Source organism: Bradyrhizobium sp. F1.4.3, assembly GCF_040548375.1.
Lineage (GTDB): Bacteria > Pseudomonadota > Alphaproteobacteria > Rhizobiales > Xanthobacteraceae > Bradyrhizobium.
Genome location: NZ_JBEPRN010000001.1, coordinates 296,753 through 317,961, shown reverse-complemented (window position 1 = coordinate 317,961; position 21,209 = coordinate 296,753). Strand labels below are relative to the sequence as shown.

Here is a 21,209-nt window from a genome sequence, read left to right as displayed (position 1 = left end):
GTCGCGGTCTTCCAAAACCTGCTAGAAGACCCTAGCTTGACCGAAGCGACCGACCTGGAACCCGAATGACCACCCGCGACGACGCGCCTGCGCCTCTGCCTAATCCCGGCCCGGAGCCGCATACCGGCCTGATTGGCCGCTTCCGCAACTATTTCCTGACCGGCCTCATCGTGACGGGGCCGATCGCAATCACCCTGTATCTGGTCTGGTGGTTCGTCACCTGGGTCGATGGCGTGGTCCGGCCGTTCGTGCCGCTGGCCTATCGGCCAGAAACCTATATGCCGTACGTCGTTCCCGGCTGGGGACTGATTGTCGCAGTTTTCGCGCTGACGCTGCTGGGCTTCCTGACCGCCAATCTGATCGGCCGCACCCTGGTCGATCTTGGCGAGACTTTTGTCGGCCGAATCCCGGCGGTGCGCGCCATCTACCGTGGCCTGAAGCAGGTGTTTGAAACGCTGTTCTCGGGCAAGGGTTCGAGCTTCCGTAAAGTAGGCCTGGTCGAGTTTCCCTCGCCCGGCATGTGGTCGATCGTCCTGATCTCGCAGTCACCGAACGAGGACATCGCGCGCAGCCTGCCGGGGCAGGAGGATCACGTCTCGGTGTTCCTGCCGTGCTCGCCGAATCCGACCACCGGATTCTTCTTCTACGTGCCCAAGAGTAAGATCATCGAGGTCGACATGAGCACCGAGGATGCCGCGACACTGATCATGTCGGCCGGCGTGGTGCAGCCGGGCTCGGCGCCCGACCCGAAGAGGGCGGCCGCGCTCGCCGGCATGGCGAATGCCGCGCGCATCGCGAACGCGTCCACGCTCCAGCCCGAGCCTGCGAAGGCGGAGTAGGGCCATTCCGGCGCGGGATGACCGTCGGTCACGCCGGCGCCTCCATCCTCTGCTACTATTCCAGTTGAACTGAGCGCGTCGCTCGGAATTCGAACTGGAGTGCACGATGTCCAAGACGACGTCAAAGACCATTGCGATCCTCGCTCCGGGTGCCATGGGCAGCGCGGTGGCCCGCCGCCTCAACGAAAACGGCGCGCACGTGCTGACCTCGTTGAAGGGACGCAGCGAGGCGACGCTGAAGCGCGCCGCGGACGCCGGCATGGTCGGCGCCGAGGATGACGCGATCGCGGACGCCGACATCATCCTCTCGATCGTGCCGCCGGGCGAGGCGGTCGCACTGGCTGAACGGCTGGCCGCGCTGATCGTCCGGCGCGAGAAGAAGCCGGTCGTGGTCGACTGCAACGCCGTCAATGTCGACACCGTGCTTCGGATCGAGGAGATCATCGGCTCGGCGCAGGCGCCCTTCGTCGACGCCGGCATCATCGGCTTCCCGCCGCAGCCCGGTGGCAAAAGCCCGGCCTTCTACATATCCGGCGAGCACGCCAAGGATGTCGCGGTGCTGAAGGACCTCGGCCTCGACATGCGCATTGTCGAGGGACCGGTCGGCGCGGCGTCCGCGCTCAAGATGTCCTACGCCGGCATCGTCAAGGGCCTCGCCGGGATTGGCTCGGCGATGGTGGTCGCGGCAACGAAAGCTGGTGCCGCGGATGCGCTGCGCGACGAACTCGCGCTGAGCCAGCCAGCGGTCCTGGCGCGGCTCGAAGTCGCGCTGCCGGACATGATTCCGAAAGCCTATCGCTGGGTCGCGGAGATGCGGGAGATTTCCGGCTTTCTCGGCCCGGATCATCCGGCCAGCCAGATCTACGAAGGTTTTGCGAAATGGTTCGAGCACCTCGCCGAAGATGCGAAGGGCGAGGCCGCAGATGCGACGCTGCTGAAGGCGTTCGCGGAGAAGAGCGCGAAGAAAAAGGCCTAGCGGCAACGCCCGAGCTTCAGGGCAAGGCTTGTCTTTCCGCTTCCCTGAGAGCCAGCCACGATGATCCAGCGTATGGCCGGAGGGTTTCATGAAATCAGCCACGATGAAAGATCGCGCGTTTCGTTGAGAGTCAAAGGCGGCGAGCAGGGCGTGTCATCGCTGTGCGCGATGACGGTCCGAAGCGAAATCTGCTTGCCGTTCCAAGGGGGCGATGGCTGAATGGACGGCGTATGACATGGGAGTTCGAATGAGGGTGTTGGTGGTCGGCGCGGGAGCGCTCGGAGGCTATTACGGAGCTTGCCTGGTCCGAGCCGGCGGCGACGTGACCTTTCTGGTGCGGGCCAGGCGGGCGGAACAATTGCGGCGGGATGGATTGAGGGTGGTGAGCCCGCACGGCGACTTTGCCGTGCAGCCAAAGCTGGTCCTCGCGAACGATCTCAAGGACCCCTTCGACGTCGTGCTCGTCGGCGTGAAAGCCTACTCACTCGACGACGCGATCACCCAATTTTCCCCGGCCGTCGGCTCCAACACGATGATTCTGCCCATCCTGAACGGGTTGAGGCACATCGACGTCCTGATTGCGCAGTTCGGCACGGCGCGTGTCCTGGGCGGGTTGGCGAACGTCAGCGCCGGGCTCGACGCAGACGGCCGTGTCGTTCAGTTCATGCCCAATCAGGCGATCGTATTCGGCGAGGTCAAGGGCTCGTCGAGTGATCGTGCGCTCGCGCTCGAGTCACTTCTCCGCGGCGCCGGTATCGATGCACGCGCCAGCGAGGCAGTCATGCACGACATGTGGGAGAAGTTCGTCCAGTTGAGCACGCTCGCCGGCATCACCTGCCTGATGCGCGCAAGTATCGGAGACATCCTGACTGTGCCGAACGGTGAGCGGGCGATCTTCCGCCTGTTTGCGGAATGTTGCGCGGTTGCGACGGCCTCCGGCTTCGAACCAAGAGCGCCGTTTGTCGAATTTGACCGGAAGCTCTTCACAACCGCGAACTCTCCGCTCAAGGCTTCGATGCTGCGGGACATCGAACGTGGTTCGATCACCGAAGCAGACCATATCCTCGGCGATATGGCCAATCGGGCCCGTACGTTGGGCATCGATACGCCGACGCTGGATCTCGCCCGCGCCCATGTGGCAGCTTATGAAGTTGGACGTCAAAGAGCGGCGAGCTAGCCCGCCCCGATCAGCGGGATCGCTTCGTCCCGCTCGTACAGATACAGCAGACACCGCAGCGCCTCGCCGCGCTCGCCCTTCAGCTTCGGATCGTCCTTCATGATGCGCAGCGCCTCGTCGCGGGCCTGCGTGATGAGCTGGCCGTGCACCTCCGAGCGGGCGATGCGGTAGCCGGGAAGGCCGCTCTGGCGCACACCGAGCACGTCGCCTTCGCCGCGCAGCTTCAGGTCTTCCTCGGCGATGCGAAACCCGTCGGTGGTCTCGCGGATCACTTTGAGCCGCGCCTTCGACATTTCGCCGAGCGGCTCGCTGTAGAGCAGGAGGCAGGTCGAGGCTTCCGAGCCGCGCCCGATCCGGCCGCGCAACTGGTGCAGTTGCGCAAGACCGAAGCGCTCCGCATTATCGATCACCATGATGGTCGCGGCCGGCACGTCGACGCCGACCTCGACCACGGTGGTCGCGACCAATAGCCCGATCTCGTGCGCAGCGAACTGGCCCATCACGCGATCCTTCTCGGTGCCTTTCATCTGGCCGTGGACGAGGCCGACGCGGTCGCCGAAACGTTTCTGCAGGCTCTCGAAGCGCTTGGTCGCATTGGTCAGGTGTTCGATGCCCTCGGCCTCGGATTCCTCGACCAGCGGACAGATCCAGTAGACCAGCTTGCCGGACTGGAGCGCGCGGCCGATGCTATCCGTGACCTCGTCGAGGCGACTCATCGATATGGTGCGGGTTTCAATCGGTTGGCGGCCGGCGGGTTTTTCGCGCAGCTCGGAGATGTCCATGTCGCCGAAATAGGTCAGCACCAGCGTGCGCGGGATCGGTGTCGCGCTCAGCACCAGCACGTCGACAGCTTCGCCCTTCGACGTCAGCGCGAGACGCTCGCGGACGCCAAAACGATGCTGCTCGTCGACGGTGGCGAGCGCGAGATCTCGGAAGACCACGTCGTCCTGGATCAGGGCGTGCGTTCCCACGAGCAGGTCGATCTCGCCCTCGGCCAGCCGCGTGATGATCTCGCGCCGCTCCTTGCCTTTTTCCCGGCCGGTGAGGATCGCGACCCGCATCCCGGCGCGCTCGGCCAGCGGCGCGATGGTCTTGATGTGCTGTCGCGCCAGAATTTCGGTCGGCGCCATCAGCGCGGCCTGCTTGCCGACTTCTGCGACGGCGGCGGCAGCCAACAGCGCCACCACGGTCTTGCCGGAGCCGACATCGCCCTGGAGCAGGCGCAACATGCGCACCGGTTGTTGCAAATCGTCGGCGATAGCGGCCGTCGCGCTGCGCTGGGAAGATGTCAACGCATAGGGCAGGGCGTCGATGATCTTGTTGCGCAGGTGCCCGTCGCCGGCGTTGCGCACACCGGCGGGTCGGCGCAGTTGGGCTCGGATCAAGGCGAGCGCGAGCTGGCCGGCCAGAAGCTCGTCGAAGGCGAGGCGCGACCAGAACGGCTTTTCGGGCAGGATGTCCGTGAGCTCGACCGGCTGATGCACGCGGGTGAGCGCTTCCGCGATCGGCGGGAAATTGCAGCGGCGCAGCACCTCGGGGCTGATCCATTCCGGCAAGGCCGGCAGCTTCTGAAGCGCCTGCGCGACCGCGCGACGGAGCGAGCCGAGCGCCAGGCCTTCGGTCAAGGGATAAACGGGATCGATGCCGGAGAGCTTTGAAACGGCCTCTTCGTCGAGCACGCGATCGGGATGCACGATCTGGGGGATGCCGTCATACATCTGGAGCGTGCCGGAGACGAAACGCTTCTCGCCCATCGGCAGCAGCTTTTCGACATAGCCGGGCTTGGCGCGGAAGAACGTCAGCACGACGTCGCCGGTGTCGTCGCTGGCATAGACCAGATAGGGCGCGCGTGCGTTGCGCGGCGGGGGCGGGCGGTGGCGGTCGACGGTGACCTCCAGCGTCACCATGGTTCCCTGCACGGCATCGCGAATCTTCGGCCGCGCCCGGCGGTCGATGACCTGGCTCGGCAAGTGCAACAACAGATCGACCAGCCGCGGCGTCTCATCGCGACTGAGCAGATAGCGCAGCAGCTTGTCCTGCTTCGGCCCGACGCCGGGCAGGCTGGTCACGGGAGCAAACAGCGGATTGAGCAGGCTGGGGCGCATTCTCGCAACATTCGTCATGCGCGGGCTTGACCCGCGCATCCATCTTTCAATGACGATGGATTGCCGGGTCAAGTCCGGCAATGACGGTCCTAAACAATTGCAACAACTAAAGGGCTGACACCGGCCGCCCGAGTGGCTATATCACCCCGGCCCGGCACGTCCGGGCTTTTGGCGTTTGACTGGAATTGAGACATGACGGGAACGACACGATCGAGCCGCGGCCTGGACGACCGCCGCAAGCGGCTTCTGTTCCGCTGCTGGCACCGCGGCACGCGCGAGATGGACCTGATTCTCGGCCGCTTCGCGGACGCCGAGATCGGCAACCTGTCCGACGCCGAGCTCACCGAGCTTGAGCTGTTGCTCGAGGTCAACGATCCCGATCTCTATGCCGCCATCATCGGCGACAAGGTGCTGCCAGCTGATGCCGCCGGCGCGCTGTTTGCTCGCATCAAGGCGTATCCGATCGCGGACCGCGACGTATGAAGCAGGGTATGAAATCGCCGGCCGAGCTGCTCACAGCCGGCCGCGCGCTGACGCTTGCCAATGTCGCCGAAGGCGCCGAAGGCCTGGTCATCTCGGATCTCGCGCGCGCCATCGCGGCGCGGCCGAAGAAGCCGGCCGTCAGCCTTGCCGTCGTCTGCCGCGACGGTCCGCGGATGCAGCAGCTCGAACGCGCGCTGCAATTCTTCGCGCCCGACCTGCCGCTGCTGACGTTCCCGGCCTGGGACTGCCAGCCCTATGACCGCGTCTCGCCGCATGGCGGCATCCTTGCGCAGCGCCTGACCACGCTGGCACGGCTGGCCTCGCTCACCGGCAGCGACAAGCCGCTGATCGTGCTGACCACGGTGAACGCGGTCGTGCAGCGCGTACCCTCGCGCGACCTCGTCGCGGCGCAGGCGCTATCGGTCGCGCCGGGCAATGTCGTGCCGATGGACACCATCGTCGCTTGGCTCGAGCACAACGGCTACAATCGCTCCTCGACCGTGCGCGAGCCCGGCGAATATGCCGTGCGCGGCGGCATCCTCGATCTGTTCCCGGCAGGCCTCGACCAGCCGGTCCGTTTCGATTTCTTCGGCGACAGCCTGGAATCGATCCGCTCGTTCGACGCCGAGACCCAGCGCACCATGCTCGACATGCGCTCGCTCGACCTGGTGCCGATTTCCGAATTCCAGCTCGTCACTGACACCATCCGCCGCTTTCGCATGGGCTACGTCGCCGAGTTCGGCGCGCCCGAGCGCGACGATGCGCTGTACGAGGCCGTCAGCGAGGGCCGCCGCCATCCCGGCATGGAGCACTGGCTGCCGCTGTTCCAGGACCGGATGGATACGCTGTTCGACTATCTGCAAGGGGCAGCCGTTGCGATCGAGCCGCAGGCCGAGGACGCCGTTCGCGAGCGTTTCAAGCAGATCGTCGACTATTATCAGGCCCGCCGCGATGCGATGGAGCATCCGGGCGGCGGCGCCATCTACAAGCCGCTGCCGCCGGACCGGCTGTACCTGACCGAGGAAGAATGGGCCAAGCGCCTCGGCGACATTCCGCTGGCGCGGTTGACGCAGTTTTCCGTGCCGGCCGATGGCACCACGGTCGTCGATGCCGGCGCGCGCAAGGGCCGCGACTTCGCGCCGGAGCGCAACGACACCACCGTCAACGTATTCGAATCCGTCGTTGCGCACGTGATGGGCCTGCACGCCCAGCGCAAGAAAGTCGTGATCACGCTTTGGACCGAAGGCTCGCGCGACCGCATGACCTCGATGCTGCGCGACCACAAGCTGACCCACACCACCAGCGTCAACAGCTGGCGGACGGTGCAGGCGACCCCGCGCAATGAGACCATGCTCGCAGTCCTCGGCCTCGAAAGCGGTTTCGAGACCGACGAGATCGCCATCATCAGCGAGCAGGACATCCTCGGCGACCGCCTGGTGCGGCCGCGCAAGGCGAGCCGCAAGCTCGACAATTTCATCTCGGAGATCACGAGCCTTGCGGCCGGCGACATCGTCGTCCACGCCGATCACGGCATCGGCCGCTTCATCGGTCTCCAGACGCTCGACGTCGCCGGCGCGCCCCATGACTGCCTCGAGCTGCATTATGCCGCCGAGGCAAAACTGTTCCTGCCGGTCGAGAATATCGAGCTGCTGTCCCGCTACGGCTCCGACCAGACCACGGTCGAGCTCGATCGCCTCGGCGGCTCGGGCTGGCAGACCCGCAAGGCGAAACTGAAGAACCGCATCCGCGAGATCGCCGGTGAATTGATCAAGATCGCCGCCGAGCGTCATTTGCACGAGGCGCCAAAGCTGCCGGTGCAGCCGGGCCTCTACGACGAGTTCTGCGCGCGCTTCCCTTATGACGAGACCGAGGACCAGCTCGGCGCGATCGAATCGACCCTGAAGGACCTCGAGCTCGGCCGTCCGATGGACCGGCTGATCTGCGGCGACGTCGGCTTCGGCAAGACCGAGGTGGCGCTGCGCGCAGCCTTTGCCGTCGCACTCGAAGGCAAGCAGGTCGCGGTCGTGGTGCCGACCACGCTGCTTGCCCGCCAGCATCACAGGACCTTCACTGAGCGCTTCAAGGGCTTTCCGGTGAACGTGGCGCAGGCCTCGCGCCTGGTGCCGGCCAAGGAGCTCAACCTGGTGAAGAAGGGCATCGCCGACGGCTCCGTCGACATCGTCGTCGGCACCCATGCGCTGCTCGGCAAGGCGATCAAGTTCCGTGACCTCGGCCTCGTCATCGTCGACGAGGAGCAGCATTTCGGCGTCACCCACAAGGAGCGGCTGAAGGCACTCCGCTCCGAGGTGCATGTGCTGACGCTGTCGGCGACGCCGATCCCGCGTACGCTCCAGCTTGCGCTCACCGGCGTCCGCGAGCTCTCGATCATCGCCTCGCCTCCGGTGGATCGTCTCGCGGTCCGTACCTTCGTCGCCCCGCACGATCCGCTGATGATCCGCGAGGCGCTGCTGCGCGAGCGCTATCGCGGCGGCCAGGCGTTCTACGTGGTGCCGCGCATCGACGACCTCGCCGAGGTCAAGGACTTCCTCGACAAGAACGTGTCGGAGATGAAGGTCGCGGTCGCACACGGTCAGATGCCGCCCGCCGTGATCGAGGACATCATGACCGCGTTCTACGACGGCAAGTTCGACATCCTGCTGTCGACCACCATCGTGGAGTCCGGCCTCGACATCCCCAACGCCAACACGCTGATCGTGCACCGTGCCGACATGTTCGGCCTCGCTCAACTCTACCAGCTGCGCGGCCGCGTCGGCCGCTCCAAGCTGCGCGCCTACGCGCTGTTCACGCTGCCGTCGCAGCAGAAGATCACGGCGCAGGCCGAGCGCCGGCTCACCGTACTGCAATCGCTGGAGACGCTGGGTGCGGGCTTCCAGCTCGCCTCCCACGACCTCGACATCCGCGGCGCCGGCAATATCCTTGGCGAGCAGCAGTCCGGCCACATCAAGGAGGTCGGCTTCGAGCTCTACCAGTCGATGCTGGAGGAGGCGATTGTCAACCTCAAGGCCGGCGTGTCCGAGCCGGCCGCCGACCGCTGGTCGCCGACGATCACGATCGGCATGCCCGTGCTGATTCCGGAGGACTATGTCGGCGACCTCTCGGTGCGGCTGTCGCTCTACCGGCGTCTGGCCGACCTCGACAGCGAGGAGGAGATCGAGAACTTTGGCGCCGAGATGCGCGACCGCTTTGGCGTGCTGCCGGACGAGGTGCGCTACCTGTTCAAGGTCGCCGCGATCAAGGCGTTCTGCCGCCGGGCCAATGTCGGGAAGATCGATGCCGGTCCGAAGGGCGCCGTCATCACCTTCCGCGACAATTCCTTTGCCCACCCCGACCGCCTGGTGACCTTCATCCGCAGCCACGGCCAGGCGGCGAAGGTGCGGCCCGACATGAAGGTGGTGTTCTTCCAGGACTGGGAGACGCCGGAAGAGCGGCTCGCCGGCACCACCGAGATCATGCGGCAACTGGCGCAACTCGCGCAGAGCAAGAAGGCGGCGTAGGGGGAGGAACTGTATTTCCGGCACTCGGCGCGCGCGGCAAAAGGGGCCAGAAGCTGCCCCCGAGGCCATCGACACGACCCCAGAACCTGAAAACAGCGACATATTGGCCACTTGCGGAATGATCGAACAACGGCCATATATGCCGAATCGAGTTTCGGCCGAACGACTTGGCCTCGCCGCTGATAGCGTGCCTGACTGACGACCCTCCCTCCAGATCTCGAATTCGCTGACCGCGCTCTTGAGTGCGGTTCTAAAGCCTTATCTATCTTAAAGGACGACCCCTATGACTACGGGAACTGTGAAGTGGTTTAACAGCCAAAAAGGTTTCGGCTTCATTCAGCCGGACCAGGGAAGCCAGGATGTTTTCGTTCATATCAGCGCAGTCGAACGCGCCGGCATGAGCACCCTCAACGAGGGGCAGAAGGTTTCTTTCGAAGTCGTTGCAGACCGCCGGACCGGCAAGTCTGCTGCGGAAAATCTGCGCGCCGAGTAGGCTGCCGCAATCGGTACTATGTTGCTTTGACCACGGATGTACTGGCAGAGCTTCTGGTTCTCTTGACCCGCGACTGGTTTACCGGCCGCGGGTTTTTTACACTACATGCGGGATGGCCCGCCCATTGAAACAGCTGAGGACGCGAGCGTGTCGATCAATATCGATTCAGGCCAGGAACACCATGACGAACACGACGACGTCATGTATCCGCAGGTCCTGCCGTTTGTATTGATCCACGCAGGATGCGTCGCGGCGATCTGGTCGGGCGTCTCGTGGCAGGCCGTCGCAATCTGCGCCGTTCTGTATTGGTTGCGTATGTTTGCGATCACGGCCGGATATCATCGGTACTTCTCGCATCGGGCTTACGCGACAAGCCGGGTGTTTCAATTCATCCTTGCCTTCCTTGCCCAGAGCAGCGCTCAGAAAAGCGTGCTTTGGTGGGCTGCCAAACATCGCCATCATCATCTTCACTCGGATACGGCGCAGGATGTGCATTCACCTCGGCACAAAGGCTTCGTGTACAGTCATCTCGGCTGGATCTTCTACCGGCAGCACGATGCGACCGACCTGGTGAAAGTATCGGATCTGGCGTCGTATCCGGAATTGATGTGGCTGCACAGGCTGGAGCTTTTGCCGGCAGTCGTGCTTGCGGGTCTCTGCTTCCTCATTGCCGGCTGGTCAGGACTCGTGGTCGGCTTCCTCTGGAGCACCGTGCTGCTGTATCACGCCACGTTCTGCATCAACTCGCTGGCACATGTTCACGGACGCAAACGGTATGTGACCGGTGATGACTCCCGCAACAACTGGCTGCTCGCTCTGGTGACGATGGGCGAGGGATGGCACAACAACCACCACGCCTACCAGGCCAGCGCTCGGCAGGGCTTCTACTGGTATGAGATCGATCTGACCTATTATGCCCTGGTGGCCCTGTCCTGGCTCGGGATTGTCCGGGATCTGAAGACGCCGCCCAGGCAGGTTCTGCGCAATGAGCATCGGTTGGGATCGCGCGCGGTCAAGCAGGCGGCTGAGCAGCTCGCAGCTCGTTTTAACCCCGAACACATCGCGCTGGCGATCAAGACGTCGATCCATGAGACCGAATTGTCGGTCCGGGACGCGCTCATTCTGTTGCAGCAGCGTGCCGATCTGCATCTGTCCAGCATGCCGACGCGCGACCAGTTGGTGGCTGAAGCGCAGCGCATGTTCGCCAAGACGATATCCCTGGACGACATTGTCGACCGTGCCTACGAACTCCTGCACGACTCTGTCGGCTTTCTCCTGGCTACTCCCGCTCTATCGGCCAACACGAAAGCGAGCGGTGGCGTTTAGCGCGGGCATCCCCATATAGGGAGTATGACCCATTGGCAGAAGTCGACTACGCGGCAAGCACCCAAGACCAAGGCTGAGCTCCGCCAGATGCTGACCGAGGCTGTCCGCAACACGCAGCCCGGCCTGGAGCCGAAGCGCCTCGTGAACGCCAGGAAGATCGCGGCCGGGACGGCTCGCGATCGAACGTCCGGGGTCACCCCACCGGTTCGCTGAGCTCCGACCTGAACAGCGGAGGTCCCACGGCGCACGTAAAGAGGCGCATGGGATCGCGGAGCGCTGGCGGACGATTAAGACGCCGCGCGCGACGCGTCGGCGGAGAGACGCGCCAGCAGCGACCGGGCCGTATCCGACGACGACAGCGAGTCCACGCTGACGACGGGATCGCTGCGCATCTCGTGCTTGCCGTTCGCGGTGTGCCGCATCACCGCGGAGAGGCGGCGGGCGATCATATGCGCGGTGCGGAAGTCGGTCTCGGCGAACACGACGATCACCGAGCCGTCCTTCTGCGCGGCGCCGAAATCCATCTGCCGCATCAGGCGGCTGAGGATCCGCGCGGCGTCCAGTTGCGCGCGGGGATTGCCGGGATCGAAGGCGAAGCGCGCCACCGACAGGCCGCCGCCGCGGGCGAGCGTCTGCTCGACCGCTTTGGAAAAATCGCGGGCGAAGGCTTCCACTGTGAGCAAGCCGCTACGCGGATCGAGCCAGCCGCCGGCGTCGATCGAGCGTAGCGTGCGGCTCAATTGCGCCTCCATCGCATGCTGGCGGATCAAGGGCAGCGCGTTGGCGGCGACCTTTGCCGGCTCGCCCGGGATGAGCTCGAGATTGGGCAGGTCGTAGCTTTGCACCAGCTGGTGCGCGGTGACGACGACGGGCAGGTTGCGGAATCGGGTGTCCTCGGCGAGCACCGTAAGGAAGGCGTCGGTGACGCGCGCGGTAAAGCCTTCGGCGAGCACGACACCGTCGATGTGGCGGGTGTTGAGGTGCTTGGCGGCGGCCTCGATCGAGAGCGCGCCGACGACGCCCATGCGTTCGCCGAGCGCGACGGAGAGCGCGGGGTAGGCCGCGCCGCGGCCGATCAGCAGCACGGTGGCATCGCGAACGGGATCGGCCTCCGGCAGCGCGACCTTCACTTCCGGCAGCCTGCGCAGCACCGTGGCATGCAGCGTGCGGATGCGCAGCGCGGCGCGCAGCCGCGCGATCAGGCGATCGGCATTGCCGCCGCGCGATGAGAAGGGCAGGGCGTTGTAAGGCAGCGTGCCCTGCGCATCCAGCGCGACAAACGGAAGGTAGAGCGGCTGGTCGGCGATCTTCCGGGCAAGCAGTGCCATATGCGGTTCGTGTCCGCTGTACATCGCGGCGAGGACGGCGGCCGGCTGCACCTGCTCGACAGCGCGCGCGGCGCTGGCCCAATCGCTGTCGACGACAGGAAACAGACGAGCCTCGTCCAGCGCCGCAATGAAGGGCGGCCGCTCGGCATTGGACACAAACAGGATCGGGCCCGCCTGGGACATCACAAACTCTGATCACGCATTCGATGCTGCGCAATCTAGTTTGGTCGCCTTAATGCAGCGTCAACGAATGGGCCGAAACAAGCCCTCAAACGGGCCCGGAGCGGTCGCGAAAAGCCTCGACCATCAGTGGGTTAAGCCCGAGCTCGCTGAGCGCCTCGCGGGCGCGGGCATTGTCCTGGGCTCGGCCCGCCAGCCGGTGACCGCTGAGTCGATCGGGCAGCGCGGTCAAAAGCGCGCCCTGGCCAAGCCGGCGCGCCCATTCCTGGAGATCGTTGGAGAGGAAGCGGTAGCCGCCGACCGCCATGATGCCGGAGGGCGGTGCGGTGATGCAGATCGCGCCGCTGGCGCGGTCGATCCGCGCGGCATAGCCGGTGTCGACATAGTCGCGCGGCAGCTGCGCCGTCAGGGTGTCGCCGACCGGCTGCGGCGGGGCGTAGGCCGCGATCGGCACCATCGGTCCGCGCAGGCCGAGCGTGCCCTTCGGGGTCAGCAGGATATCGCCGGCGATCGAGGATCCCGACTGCTCGCGCGGAGCGCCGTGCGGTCCCGGCATCACCGCCACCGGCATGCCGTCCTCGCCGCGCCTCGCGCCGAACAGCCCGGCCTCGCCGAACAAATAAACATCCGTCAGCGGCGCATGCGGCGCGATCCACGCTTCGCTCGCCGCCACCTGTTCCGGCGCGCGCCACAGGCCGATCACGTTGCGCAAGGTCGGCATCCGCGCTGCGAGGTCGGAATCACCGAGCCGAAGCGCGAGCTGGGCCGGGGCGATCAGCACGTCGCATTCGTGCTCGTTGATCTGCCGCTCCAGCACCTCGCTTTCGAACGGATGATGCAGCGCCAGAGTGCCCCCGCAGAGTAGCCACACCGCAAGCGAGGAGGCGAGGCCCGCGAACGACATCGGCATGAACGCCGCCATCACGGTCGCGCCCTGCTTGACATCGGCTTCCAGCGACATCGCCAGCCCGCCGGCAATCAGGCTGAAGTGCGGCCGCGGCACCGGGCGAAACCCCTCCGGCGTGACATCGAACGAGATCATCGCCGCCTTGCGGCCGTCCTGGATCACGGCACGCGTGGTGCCGGGCGGGCGCGCCAGCACCTCGTCGAGCGAGGCCATGCCTTCGGGCAGGTCGGGGCCGAAACCGAAGACGTGGCGAATCGAGAAGGCTTCCGCCGCGGCATGCATCGCGAGGTCGCAATAGCTGACGCCGTCGATCTTGCTCATGGTGACGATGGCGCGCGCCGCGGTGCGATTGAGCGCAGCCGTCAGTTCCGCATGCCGCCAGAGCAACGGCAGCACCGCGACCACGAGGCCGGCGCGATGGGCAGCGAGCACCGTCAACACGAATTCGACCGTGCTCGGCAGTTGGATCGCGATGACGGAATTGGCCGGCAGGCCCGATTCGACGAAATGCGCCGACAGAGCTTCGATGGCCGTGTCGGCCTCAGTATAGGTGAGCCGCCGCGGCTGGTGCCCGGTGATGCGCGTTTTGTTGAGGGGATCGAGCAAGGCGAGCGCGTGCGGCTGCCGGGACAGCGTGCGCTGGAACAGCGTGTCGAGCGTCGGCGATACGGCTGGCTGGTTCACGGCGTCACTTCGCTTGAGGCTGCCATTGCGACCACCATGTCTCCGGCAGATAGCCGGATAGCGCGGTAGCCTTTGGCCGTTCTATCCGATTCCAGCGCGCGATCCATTGCTCGGATACGTTAAACAGGGGGATTGTGTAGAAGCCTGCGATCAGGGCACGGTCGAGCGCCCGCACCGCCGAGACGAAGTCCGTATGATCACGGGCTTCCAGAAGGGCAGCGATCATGGCATCGACGGCGGGATCCTTGGCACCCATGTAGTTGCGGGTGCCCGGATTGTCCGCGGCCGCGCTGCCCCAATAGAAATATTGCTCGTTGCCGGGCGAGAGCGACTGGTCCCAGCGGTTCTGGATCATGTCGAACTCGTAGGACAGCCGCCGCTGGTCGAATTGCACGGGATCGACCGATCGCACGCTCGGCTCGATGCCGGCGCGCTTGAGGTCGCGCTGGAAGGCGAGCGCGATGCGCTCCTGGTCGCGGGTCGTCACCATGATCTCGAAGGTGAGGGGCGCCTTGGTCGTGCGGTTACGCAGCACGGTGCCGTCGAGATCGTAGCCGGCCTCCGACAACAGTTTCAGCGCGGCGCGCAGCGTGGTGCGGTCACGCCCCGAGCCGTCGGTCACGGGCACGCGGTAGCTGCCGTCCATGATGTCGGGCGGGATCCGTGCGGCAAAAGGTTTGAGCAGCTCGCGCTCGCGCGCATCCGCAGGCTGGCCATAGGCCGACAGGTCCGAGCCGGCGAAATAGCCGGCGACGCGCGAATACAGCCCGAAGAAGTAGTTGCGGTTGACCAGTTCGAAATCGAACAGCAGCGTCAGCGCCTGGCGCACACGGATGTCGGCGAAGATCGGGCGCCTCGTGTTGAACACCAGAAATTCCGAGGGTTGCGGCACGCCGGGCTTGATGGTGTCGCGGATCACGTCGCCGCTTCTGGCCGCGGGGAAATCGTAGCCGTCGTGCCAGCGCAGCGGCTCGTTCTCGACGCGGAAATCATAGAGGCCGCGCTTGAAGGCTTCAAACTGGCCGTTGGCTTCGCGAAAATAGTCGAGCCTGATCTCGTCGAAATTGTAGAGCCCGCGATTGACCGGCAGGTCGCGGCCCCAATAGTCGGGATTGCGGGTCAGCGTGACGCTGGCGCCGGGCTTTACCGCCGTGACCCGATAGGGGCCCGAGCCGACCGGCCCGGTCAGGGTCGTCTCCTCGAAGGTCGCGACGTCGACCGCGTGCTTCGGCAGGATCGGCATCAGGCCGAGGATCAGCGGCAATTCGCGGTCGTTGGCGCCTGCGAGATCGAAGCGGACGGTGAGGGAATCGGGCGCGTCTGCCTTGGCGACCTTGGCATAGTATTGCCGAAGGTTCGGGCGGCCGTGGTCGCGCAGGAGTTGCCAGGAAAACAGCACGTCCTCGGCGAGCACCGGCTTGCCGTCGGAGAAGCGGGCGCGGGGGTCGAGGCGGAAAGTGACATAGCTCCGTTCGTCGTCGGTCTCGACGGTTTTGGCCAGCAGCCCATAGAGCGTGAAAGGCTCGTCCTGGCCGCGTGCCAGAAGGCTCTCGACCACGTAGCTCCGCATCTGCTGCACCGCCAATCCCCTGACGATAAAGGGATTGAGGCTATCGAATGTGCCGAGAAGGCCCCAGGTCAGCCGACCGCCCTTGGGCGCGTCGGGATTGGCATAGGGCATGTGGGTGAAATCGGCCGGTAGCGCCGGCTTGCCGTGCATGGCAATGGCGTGGGCTTCCTCAGCCCGCGCGCCGCTTGTTGCGAGCCCGATGGTCAGCGCAAAAGCGACGATGGAGAGGCGGACACCGGAGCCCTCGAGCAGGCGCTGAAACATGAACATTAGGACACGTTGATTCGAGGACCGGCCGGCCTGAATCCTATCACAGGGAATTTGGTGGGACGCTGGCGCCAGCGCGGTCAAACCCGCTTGTCGGCATTGATCTTTTCGTCGGCCACGTTAAGAAGGCGGGCAATCGCGCAAGAGCGCCGAGCCCGTCACTTATCCGCCTCAATTGACGGGGAGAGAGCCGCGCCAGGCGGCTCGGTTCGGCGCTTCGGAGCGGTTCGGGCACTTCCCGTTCAGAAAGGGTTTTCCGCAATGAATTTCCGTTACTTGGCCGCGTCCGTCCGGCCGCGCGGGCGACTTCTCGCCCTGTTGACGGCGACGGCGTTGGCCGTTCCGTTTGCCGCTGAGGCCCAGGCTCCTGCGCCGGCCCCGGGCGCGCCCGCACCCAAGGCAGCCCCGAAAGCCGCTCCGAAGGCTGCTCCCAAGGCTCCAGCGCCGGCGGCCCAGGCGCCCGCCCAGCCAGCTCCCGCGCAGGGTGCTCCGGTGCAGCAGGGCGCAGCCCAGCCGGCGGATCAGCAGATCCAGCTGATCTACGCGCCCTGGACCAAGTTCTGCCTCAAGGGCCAAGACGCCAACGCCAAGCAGGTCTGCTTCACCGGCAAGGACGGCCGCATCGAGTCCGGCCAGCCAGTCATCGCGGCCGTGATCATCGAGCCGGAAGGCGAGCCGAAGAAGATCCTGCGCGTGACGCTGCCGCTCGGCATGCAGCTCGTGCACGGCACCCGCATCATCGTCGACAACAATGCGCCGCTGCAGAGCCCCTATGTGATCTGCTTCCAGAACGGCTGCATGTCCGACTACGAGGCCACGCCCGAGCTCATCAACAACATGAAGAAGGGCCAGAATCTCGTGGTTCAGGCGATCAATGCCAACGGCGCGCCGCTGACCCTGCCGCTGCCGCTCGCCGGCGAATTCCAGAAGGCCTATGACGGTCCGCCGACCGATCCGAAGGTGTTCGAGGAAACCCAGAAGAAGCTCCAGGAAGAGCTTCAGAAGAAGGCTGACGAGCAGCGCAAGAAGCTCGAGCAGCAGGGTGGTGCACCCGGCGCCGCTCCGACCGGTCAGAAATAATCGGGGCTCAAATCCCGGACACGAAAAAGGCGCTCGGTTCGAGCGCCTTTTTTGCTGGCCGCTTGCTGGCGAGCCGAAACTTCAGTTCAGCGAGGGGTTGCGCGGGCGATAGCCGCCGGTCTTGTCCTTGACGAAGATCTCGGCGACCTGGGAATGGCGGATCGGCTCACCGGATTCGTCGGGCAAGAGATTCTGCTCGGAGACGTAGGCGACGTATTCCGACTCCGCGTTCTCCGCGAGCAGGTGATAGAACGGCTGATCCTTGTGGGGCCGCACCTCTTCGGGGATCGACAGCCACCACTCCTCGGTGTTGTTGAATTCCGGATCGATGTCGAAAATCACGCCCCGGAACGAGAAGATCCGGTGGCGCACGACCTGTCCGATCTGGAATTTGGCGGTCCGCGCTTTAATCATTCCCCGTCGATAGACCAGGATTGTGGCCGATGCTAGTGGCCTGATTTGGAATTAACCCGCCGTTAAGGGGCAGATAGGCCCGAAGCCTTCAGAAAACGCTTTATCAATGGTCGATATCCTCAATCTGGCTCTACCTTATTTCGGCTTGATCTTCGTCGGTTTCGCTTGCGGCAAGGCCAAATCGCTACCGGAATCAGGCCTCGCTTGGATGAACTTCTTCCTGCTCTACGTGTCGTTGCCGGCGCTGCTGTTTGCGATCATGTCGAAGACGCCGTTCTCGGAGCTGAACAACCCGCCGTTCCTGGTCGCGACCACGCTGTCGACGGTCGCGGCGTTCACCATCGCGCTCGTGGTTGGCAAGGTTCTCGGCCGGCTGACGCTGCGCGAGGCGACGCTTGCGGGCCTCTCCGGCGGCTACGGCAATATCGGCTACATGGGACCGGGGCTGGCGCTTGCCGTGCTCGGACCGAAGGCGTCGGCGCCGACCGCGCTGATCTTCTGCTGCGACAGCATCTTCCTGTTCTCGATCGTGCCGCTCCTGATCGAGCTCTCCGACCGCGATCATCCCTCGATCGTGCATGCCTTCGGCGTCGTGCTGAAGCAGATCGTGCTCAACCCGCTGATCATGTCGGCCTGTTTTGGTGCGGCGGTCGCAGCACTGCATATCGAGCTGCCGGTCGCGCTCGACCGCACCATCACCTTCCTCCAGAACGCAGCCGCTCCGACCGCTCTGTTCGTGCTCGGGGTGACCGTGGCGCTGCGGCCGTTCGATCGCGTGCCCTGGGAGGTGCCGGGCGTGATCGCGGTCAAGCTGCTGATCCATCCGCTCACGGCGTTCGCCCTGATGCTGGCGTTCGGCCCGTTCGCGCAGCCCTGGGCCGCCACAGCCGTGCTGATGGCCTCGCTGCCACCGGCACTGAATGTGTTCGTGATCGCGCGGCAGAACGATGCCTGGATCGAATCCGCCTCCGTTGCGGTGCTGCTCGGGACGTTTGCGTCGGTGGTCACGCTGACCAGCGTGATGTGGTTGCTCCAGACTGGACGGTTGGCGTTTCCGTAAAACGCTACTTTCGCCAGGTCGGCGTCAGGCCTTCGCGCATTGCGAAGCGCCGCAGCGGGCCGATGGCGCCGAGCAGATGCAGGCCGACCGCACGGACCGGCTGGAGCGGCAGGAAATCGTTGAGCAAAGAGCGGTTGGCGATGTCGATCGCAAACGTCCGGCTCAAAATGTCCGGCCGCCGCGCCCGGTCGTAGCGCTTGAGCACCTGACCCGCGCCGGGATCGTGGCCGGCCGCAATCGCTTTGCCCGCAAGCCTCGCGATGTCCGCGGCATCGCGAAGGCCGAGGTTGAGGCCCTGGGCGCCGATCGGAGGAACCACATGGGCGGCTTCGCCGACCAGCGCAATGCGGTCGCGGGCAAAGGTCTTGGGCCGCTCGATCGCCAGCGGGAACAGGCTGCGGCCGGGCTCGACCGTCATGCGTCCCAGAATGGAATGCGACCGCTTCTCGATCGCGGCGGACAGCTCCTCGTCGCTCAAGGCGCGAAGCCGTTCAGCCTCCGCGGGGACTGCGACCCAGACGATGCTGGAGCGGTTGCCGGGCAGGGGCACGAACACGCAGGGGCCCTGCGGCGTGTGGAACTCGGTCGAGACATTGCGGTGCGGTCTGGCATGGCCGACGTTGAAGGTCAGCGCCGTCTGCGTCAGGTCGCGCCGCGTCACCGCAATGCCGGCAGCCTCCCGGCACAGCGAGTGCCGGCCATCGGCGCCGACCACGAGCCGCGTCGTCAAGAATTGTCCGGAAGCCGTGCGGATCGCGACATCCTCGGCCTCGATGACGACGCTTTCGGCCTCGTCATCGAAACGGACGAGATTGGGCAACTCTGCCGCGCGCGCTTCCAGCGCCAGCATCAGCGAGCGGTTGTCGATGTTGTAGCCGAAAGCGTCCAGGGCGATCTCGTGACAGGAGAACCGGACCTCCGGCGCGCGGAACAGCCGGCCGGTGTCGTCGACGAGCCGCATGATTTCGAGCGCGGCCGCCTTGTCCTTGCAGCGCGGCCAGACGTCGAGGCCCTCCAGCAGCTCGACGGAGGCACCTAACAGCGCCGTGGTCCGATTGTCGGCATAGGGCAGGCGCCGCGCCACCAGCGCGGTCCGCGCGCTCGTCTGCGCCAGCGCGATGGCCGCCGTCAGTCCCGCCGGTCCGCCGCCAATGACGGCCGCGTCAAAGAGTGCCGATGCCTCTGTCATGGAACGACAATTGACATGCTCCGCGACAAATTCAACCCCTGCAATTTTCGCTGATTTTATGGCGAATTGCGCGGCGGAACGCCGCGACGGCGGATGTGCAAACCGGTCTCCTTCTGATAGCAGAAGCCATGGACAGCCAAGAGGATTCCCTGAAGCCTAAGCCCGCGATCCGCGCCGCGGCCTTCTCGGTGCACATCTTCACCGCGTTCGGGGCTGCGATCGCGCTGCTTGCGATGCTGGAGGCCGTGCGCGAGCATTGGGCGGCGATGTTTGGATGGCTGGGCGTCGCCCTGATCATTGACGCGATCGACGGACCGATCGCGCGCCGGCTCAAGGTCAAGGATGTGCAGCCGAACTGGTCCGGCGACGTGCTCGATCTGGTGGTCGACTTCGTCACCTATGTCTTCGTGCCGGCCTATGCGATCGTCGCCAGCGGCCTGTTGCTGCCGGTGGCGGCACCATTGCTCGGCATCGCCATCATCGTCACCAGCGCGCTCTATTTCGCCGATTTGCGCATGAAGGCCGACGACAATCACTTTCGTGGCTTTCCGGCGCTGTGGAATGCGGCGGCGTTCTACCTGTTCCTGCTGCACTGGCCGCCGCTGTCGTCGACGCTGCTGGTTGCGGCGCTGGTCGTGCTGACATTCGTGCCGTTCCACGTGCTGCATCCGGTCCGCGTCGTGCGGCTGCGCTGGCTGACGATGTCGCTGATCGTGATCTGGGCACTGCTCGGCCTCTATGCGCTGGAGATGGATTTTCATGTCGGCACCGGCGTGACGGTTGCACTCTGCGCGATCGCGCTCTGGATCGCCTTCAGCGACGCCTTGATCCGGCTGGCAAGATCCTTCGCATGATGCATCTGTTGACCAGCCCCGAGGCTTGGGCCGCGCTGCTCACGCTGACTGCGCTCGAGATCGTGCTCGGCATCGACAACGTCATCTTCCTGTCGGTGATCGTCTCGCGCATCCCCGAGAGGCAGGCCCACCGCGCCCGCCAGATCGGGCTCGCGCTGGCGCTGGTCTTCCGCATTATCCTGCTCAGTCTGCTGGTCTGGCTGATCGGCCTGACCGCGCCGGTGTTTGCGTTCAAGGGTTACGATTTCTCCTGGCGCGACCTTATCCTGATCGGCGGCGGCCTGTTCCTGATCGCGAAGGCGACGCACGAGATCCATGCCGAAGTCGACGCGGACGACGAGGGGGGCGAGGGCGCCTCCGGCCGCAACGCCTTCTTCTGGGTGATCGCCCAGATCGTCGTCATCGACATCGTGTTTTCGCTGGATTCGATCATCACCGCGATCGGCATGGCGCAGGACATCGAGATCATGATCGCAGCCGTCGTGATCGCCTGCCTGATCATGTACATTTCGTCGGGACCGGTGGCGCGATTCGTCGCAGAGCATCCGACCACCAAGATGCTGGCGCTTGCGTTTCTGGTGCTGATCGGCGTCGCGCTGGTTGCGGACGGATTCCAATTCCACATTCCGCGCGGCTACATCTATTTCGCAATTGCGTTCTCGGCGGCGGTCGAGTTCTTCAACGTGCTGGCAAAGCGCAATCGCAAGAAGGTTGGCAAGCCGTCCGTTTAGGCGCTCCAACTAGCGCCGAGTTGACAAGGCG

The 21,209-nt window shown here is 65.1% G+C and carries 17 protein-coding genes; 11 read left to right on the top strand and 6 right to left on the bottom strand.

Translation table 11 applies throughout. The features are described from left to right. Positions 1-65: 65 nt before the first annotated feature. From ABIB73_RS01620 to panE, 3 genes are all read left to right on the top strand, one after another. Positions 66-839 carry a DUF502 domain-containing protein gene (locus ABIB73_RS01620; protein ID WP_354220773.1) on the top strand — a complete coding sequence of 258 codons (774 nt, stop codon included), beginning with the start codon at positions 66-68 and terminating at the stop codon, positions 837-839. A gap of 106 nt (positions 840-945) precedes the next feature. After that, entirely contained in the window at positions 946-1,815 is an 870-nt protein-coding gene (locus ABIB73_RS01615; RefSeq protein ID WP_354220771.1) for an NAD(P)-dependent oxidoreductase, read from the top strand. A gap of 247 nt (positions 1,816-2,062) precedes the next feature. Continuing rightward, complete coding sequence (gene panE / locus ABIB73_RS01610) at positions 2,063-2,992, top strand: 2-dehydropantoate 2-reductase (RefSeq protein WP_354222519.1); 930 nt, start codon at positions 2,063-2,065, stop codon at positions 2,990-2,992. On the opposite strand, the gene recG is transcribed toward panE, so the two are convergent. Then, on the bottom strand, positions 2,989-5,097 hold the full coding sequence (recG, locus tag ABIB73_RS01605) for an ATP-dependent DNA helicase RecG (RefSeq protein ID WP_354220769.1): 2,109 nt from the start codon (positions 5,095-5,097) through the stop codon (positions 2,989-2,991). The two genes, panE and recG, sit on opposite strands and share 4 nt — an antisense overlap. A gap of 192 nt (positions 5,098-5,289) precedes the next feature. On the opposite strand from recG, the gene ABIB73_RS01600 reads away from it, so the two are divergent. From ABIB73_RS01600 to ABIB73_RS01585, 4 genes are all read left to right on the top strand, one after another. Beyond that, entirely contained in the window at positions 5,290-5,580 is a 291-nt protein-coding gene (locus ABIB73_RS01600; protein WP_354220767.1) for an FAD assembly factor SdhE, read from the top strand. After that, on the top strand, positions 5,577-9,095 hold the full coding sequence (mfd, locus tag ABIB73_RS01595; RefSeq protein ID WP_354220765.1) for a transcription-repair coupling factor: 3,519 nt from the start codon (positions 5,577-5,579) through the stop codon (positions 9,093-9,095). The genes ABIB73_RS01600 and mfd overlap by 4 nt, the downstream gene beginning before the upstream one ends. Before the next feature lie 283 nt (positions 9,096-9,378). After that, positions 9,379-9,588 carry a cold-shock protein gene (locus tag ABIB73_RS01590; protein WP_354220763.1) on the top strand — a complete coding sequence of 70 codons (210 nt, stop codon included), beginning with the start codon at positions 9,379-9,381 and terminating at the stop codon, positions 9,586-9,588. Between the two features lie 201 nt (positions 9,589-9,789). Then, positions 9,790-10,914, top strand: a complete 1,125-nt coding sequence (locus tag ABIB73_RS01585; RefSeq protein ID WP_354222517.1) for an acyl-CoA desaturase — start codon at positions 9,790-9,792, stop codon at positions 10,912-10,914. A gap of 287 nt (positions 10,915-11,201) precedes the next feature. On the opposite strand, the gene ABIB73_RS01580 is transcribed toward ABIB73_RS01585, so the two are convergent. From ABIB73_RS01580 to ABIB73_RS01570, 3 genes are all read right to left on the bottom strand, one after another. Continuing rightward, positions 11,202-12,425, bottom strand: a complete 1,224-nt coding sequence (locus tag ABIB73_RS01580) for a GGDEF domain-containing protein (RefSeq protein WP_354220761.1) — start codon at positions 12,423-12,425, stop codon at positions 11,202-11,204. Positions 12,426-12,510: 85 nt separating this feature from the next. After that, positions 12,511-14,013, bottom strand: a complete 1,503-nt coding sequence (locus ABIB73_RS01575; RefSeq protein WP_354220759.1) for an AMP-binding protein — start codon at positions 14,011-14,013, stop codon at positions 12,511-12,513. Between the two features lie 4 nt (positions 14,014-14,017). Then, positions 14,018-15,853, bottom strand: a complete 1,836-nt coding sequence (locus tag ABIB73_RS01570) for an extracellular solute-binding protein (protein ID WP_354220757.1) — start codon at positions 15,851-15,853, stop codon at positions 14,018-14,020. A 258-nt stretch (positions 15,854-16,111) separates the two neighbouring features. Between ABIB73_RS01570 and ABIB73_RS01565 the strand changes: the two genes are divergently transcribed. Beyond that, positions 16,112-16,930, top strand: coding sequence for an invasion associated locus B family protein (locus tag ABIB73_RS01565; protein WP_354220755.1), 819 nt, complete (start codon positions 16,112-16,114; stop codon positions 16,928-16,930). An 81-nt stretch (positions 16,931-17,011) separates the two neighbouring features. On the opposite strand, the gene hspQ is transcribed toward ABIB73_RS01565, so the two are convergent. Further along, positions 17,012-17,344, bottom strand: a complete 333-nt coding sequence (gene hspQ / locus ABIB73_RS01560; protein ID WP_354220753.1) for a heat shock protein HspQ — start codon at positions 17,342-17,344, stop codon at positions 17,012-17,014. A 106-nt stretch (positions 17,345-17,450) separates the two neighbouring features. Here hspQ and ABIB73_RS01555 point away from each other — a divergent pair, with 106 nt between their 5' ends. Further along, positions 17,451-18,404 carry an AEC family transporter gene (locus tag ABIB73_RS01555; protein ID WP_354220751.1) on the top strand — a complete coding sequence of 318 codons (954 nt, stop codon included), beginning with the start codon at positions 17,451-17,453 and terminating at the stop codon, positions 18,402-18,404. Positions 18,405-18,408: 4 nt separating this feature from the next. On the opposite strand, the gene ABIB73_RS01550 is transcribed toward ABIB73_RS01555, so the two are convergent. Then, entirely contained in the window at positions 18,409-19,593 is a 1,185-nt protein-coding gene (locus ABIB73_RS01550; protein ID WP_354220749.1) for a UbiH/UbiF family hydroxylase, read from the bottom strand. Positions 19,594-19,721: 128 nt separating this feature from the next. On the opposite strand from ABIB73_RS01550, the gene pcsA reads away from it, so the two are divergent. Then, positions 19,722-20,447: a phosphatidylcholine synthase gene (gene pcsA, locus ABIB73_RS01545; RefSeq protein WP_354220747.1), complete on the top strand. Its 726-nt coding sequence runs from the start codon at positions 19,722-19,724 to the stop codon at positions 20,445-20,447. Continuing rightward, on the top strand, positions 20,444-21,178 hold the full coding sequence (locus tag ABIB73_RS01540; RefSeq protein ID WP_354220745.1) for a TerC family protein: 735 nt from the start codon (positions 20,444-20,446) through the stop codon (positions 21,176-21,178). The genes pcsA and ABIB73_RS01540 overlap by 4 nt, the downstream gene beginning before the upstream one ends. The last annotated feature ends 31 nt before the right edge of the window (positions 21,179-21,209 follow it).

Excerpts from the sequence above, each read along its gene's own strand:
- recG (WP_354220769.1), bottom strand. The coding sequence starts at position 5,097 with ATGCGCCCCAGCCTGCTCAATCCGCTGTTTGCTCCCGTGACCAGCCTG.
- ABIB73_RS01540 (WP_354220745.1), top strand. The coding sequence starts at position 20,444 with ATGATGCATCTGTTGACCAGCCCCGAGGCTTGGGCCGCGCTGCTCACG.
- mfd (WP_354220765.1), top strand. The coding sequence starts at position 5,577 with ATGAAGCAGGGTATGAAATCGCCGGCCGAGCTGCTCACAGCCGGCCGC.
- hspQ (WP_354220753.1), bottom strand. The coding sequence starts at position 17,344 with ATGATTAAAGCGCGGACCGCCAAATTCCAGATCGGACAGGTCGTGCGC.
- ABIB73_RS01555 (WP_354220751.1), top strand. The coding sequence starts at position 17,451 with ATGGTCGATATCCTCAATCTGGCTCTACCTTATTTCGGCTTGATCTTC.
- ABIB73_RS01550 (WP_354220749.1), bottom strand. The coding sequence starts at position 19,593 with ATGACAGAGGCATCGGCACTCTTTGACGCGGCCGTCATTGGCGGCGGA.
- pcsA (WP_354220747.1), top strand. The coding sequence starts at position 19,722 with ATGGACAGCCAAGAGGATTCCCTGAAGCCTAAGCCCGCGATCCGCGCC.
- ABIB73_RS01570 (WP_354220757.1), bottom strand. The coding sequence starts at position 15,853 with ATGTTCATGTTTCAGCGCCTGCTCGAGGGCTCCGGTGTCCGCCTCTCC.
- ABIB73_RS01600 (WP_354220767.1), top strand. The coding sequence starts at position 5,290 with ATGACGGGAACGACACGATCGAGCCGCGGCCTGGACGACCGCCGCAAG.
- ABIB73_RS01620 (WP_354220773.1), top strand. The coding sequence starts at position 66 with ATGACCACCCGCGACGACGCGCCTGCGCCTCTGCCTAATCCCGGCCCG.
- ABIB73_RS01615 (WP_354220771.1), top strand. The coding sequence starts at position 946 with ATGTCCAAGACGACGTCAAAGACCATTGCGATCCTCGCTCCGGGTGCC.
- ABIB73_RS01580 (WP_354220761.1), bottom strand. The coding sequence starts at position 12,425 with ATGTCCCAGGCGGGCCCGATCCTGTTTGTGTCCAATGCCGAGCGGCCG.
- ABIB73_RS01590 (WP_354220763.1), top strand. The coding sequence starts at position 9,379 with ATGACTACGGGAACTGTGAAGTGGTTTAACAGCCAAAAAGGTTTCGGC.
- ABIB73_RS01565 (WP_354220755.1), top strand. The coding sequence starts at position 16,112 with ATGAATTTCCGTTACTTGGCCGCGTCCGTCCGGCCGCGCGGGCGACTT.
- panE (WP_354222519.1), top strand. The coding sequence starts at position 2,063 with ATGAGGGTGTTGGTGGTCGGCGCGGGAGCGCTCGGAGGCTATTACGGA.
- ABIB73_RS01585 (WP_354222517.1), top strand. The coding sequence starts at position 9,790 with ATGTATCCGCAGGTCCTGCCGTTTGTATTGATCCACGCAGGATGCGTC.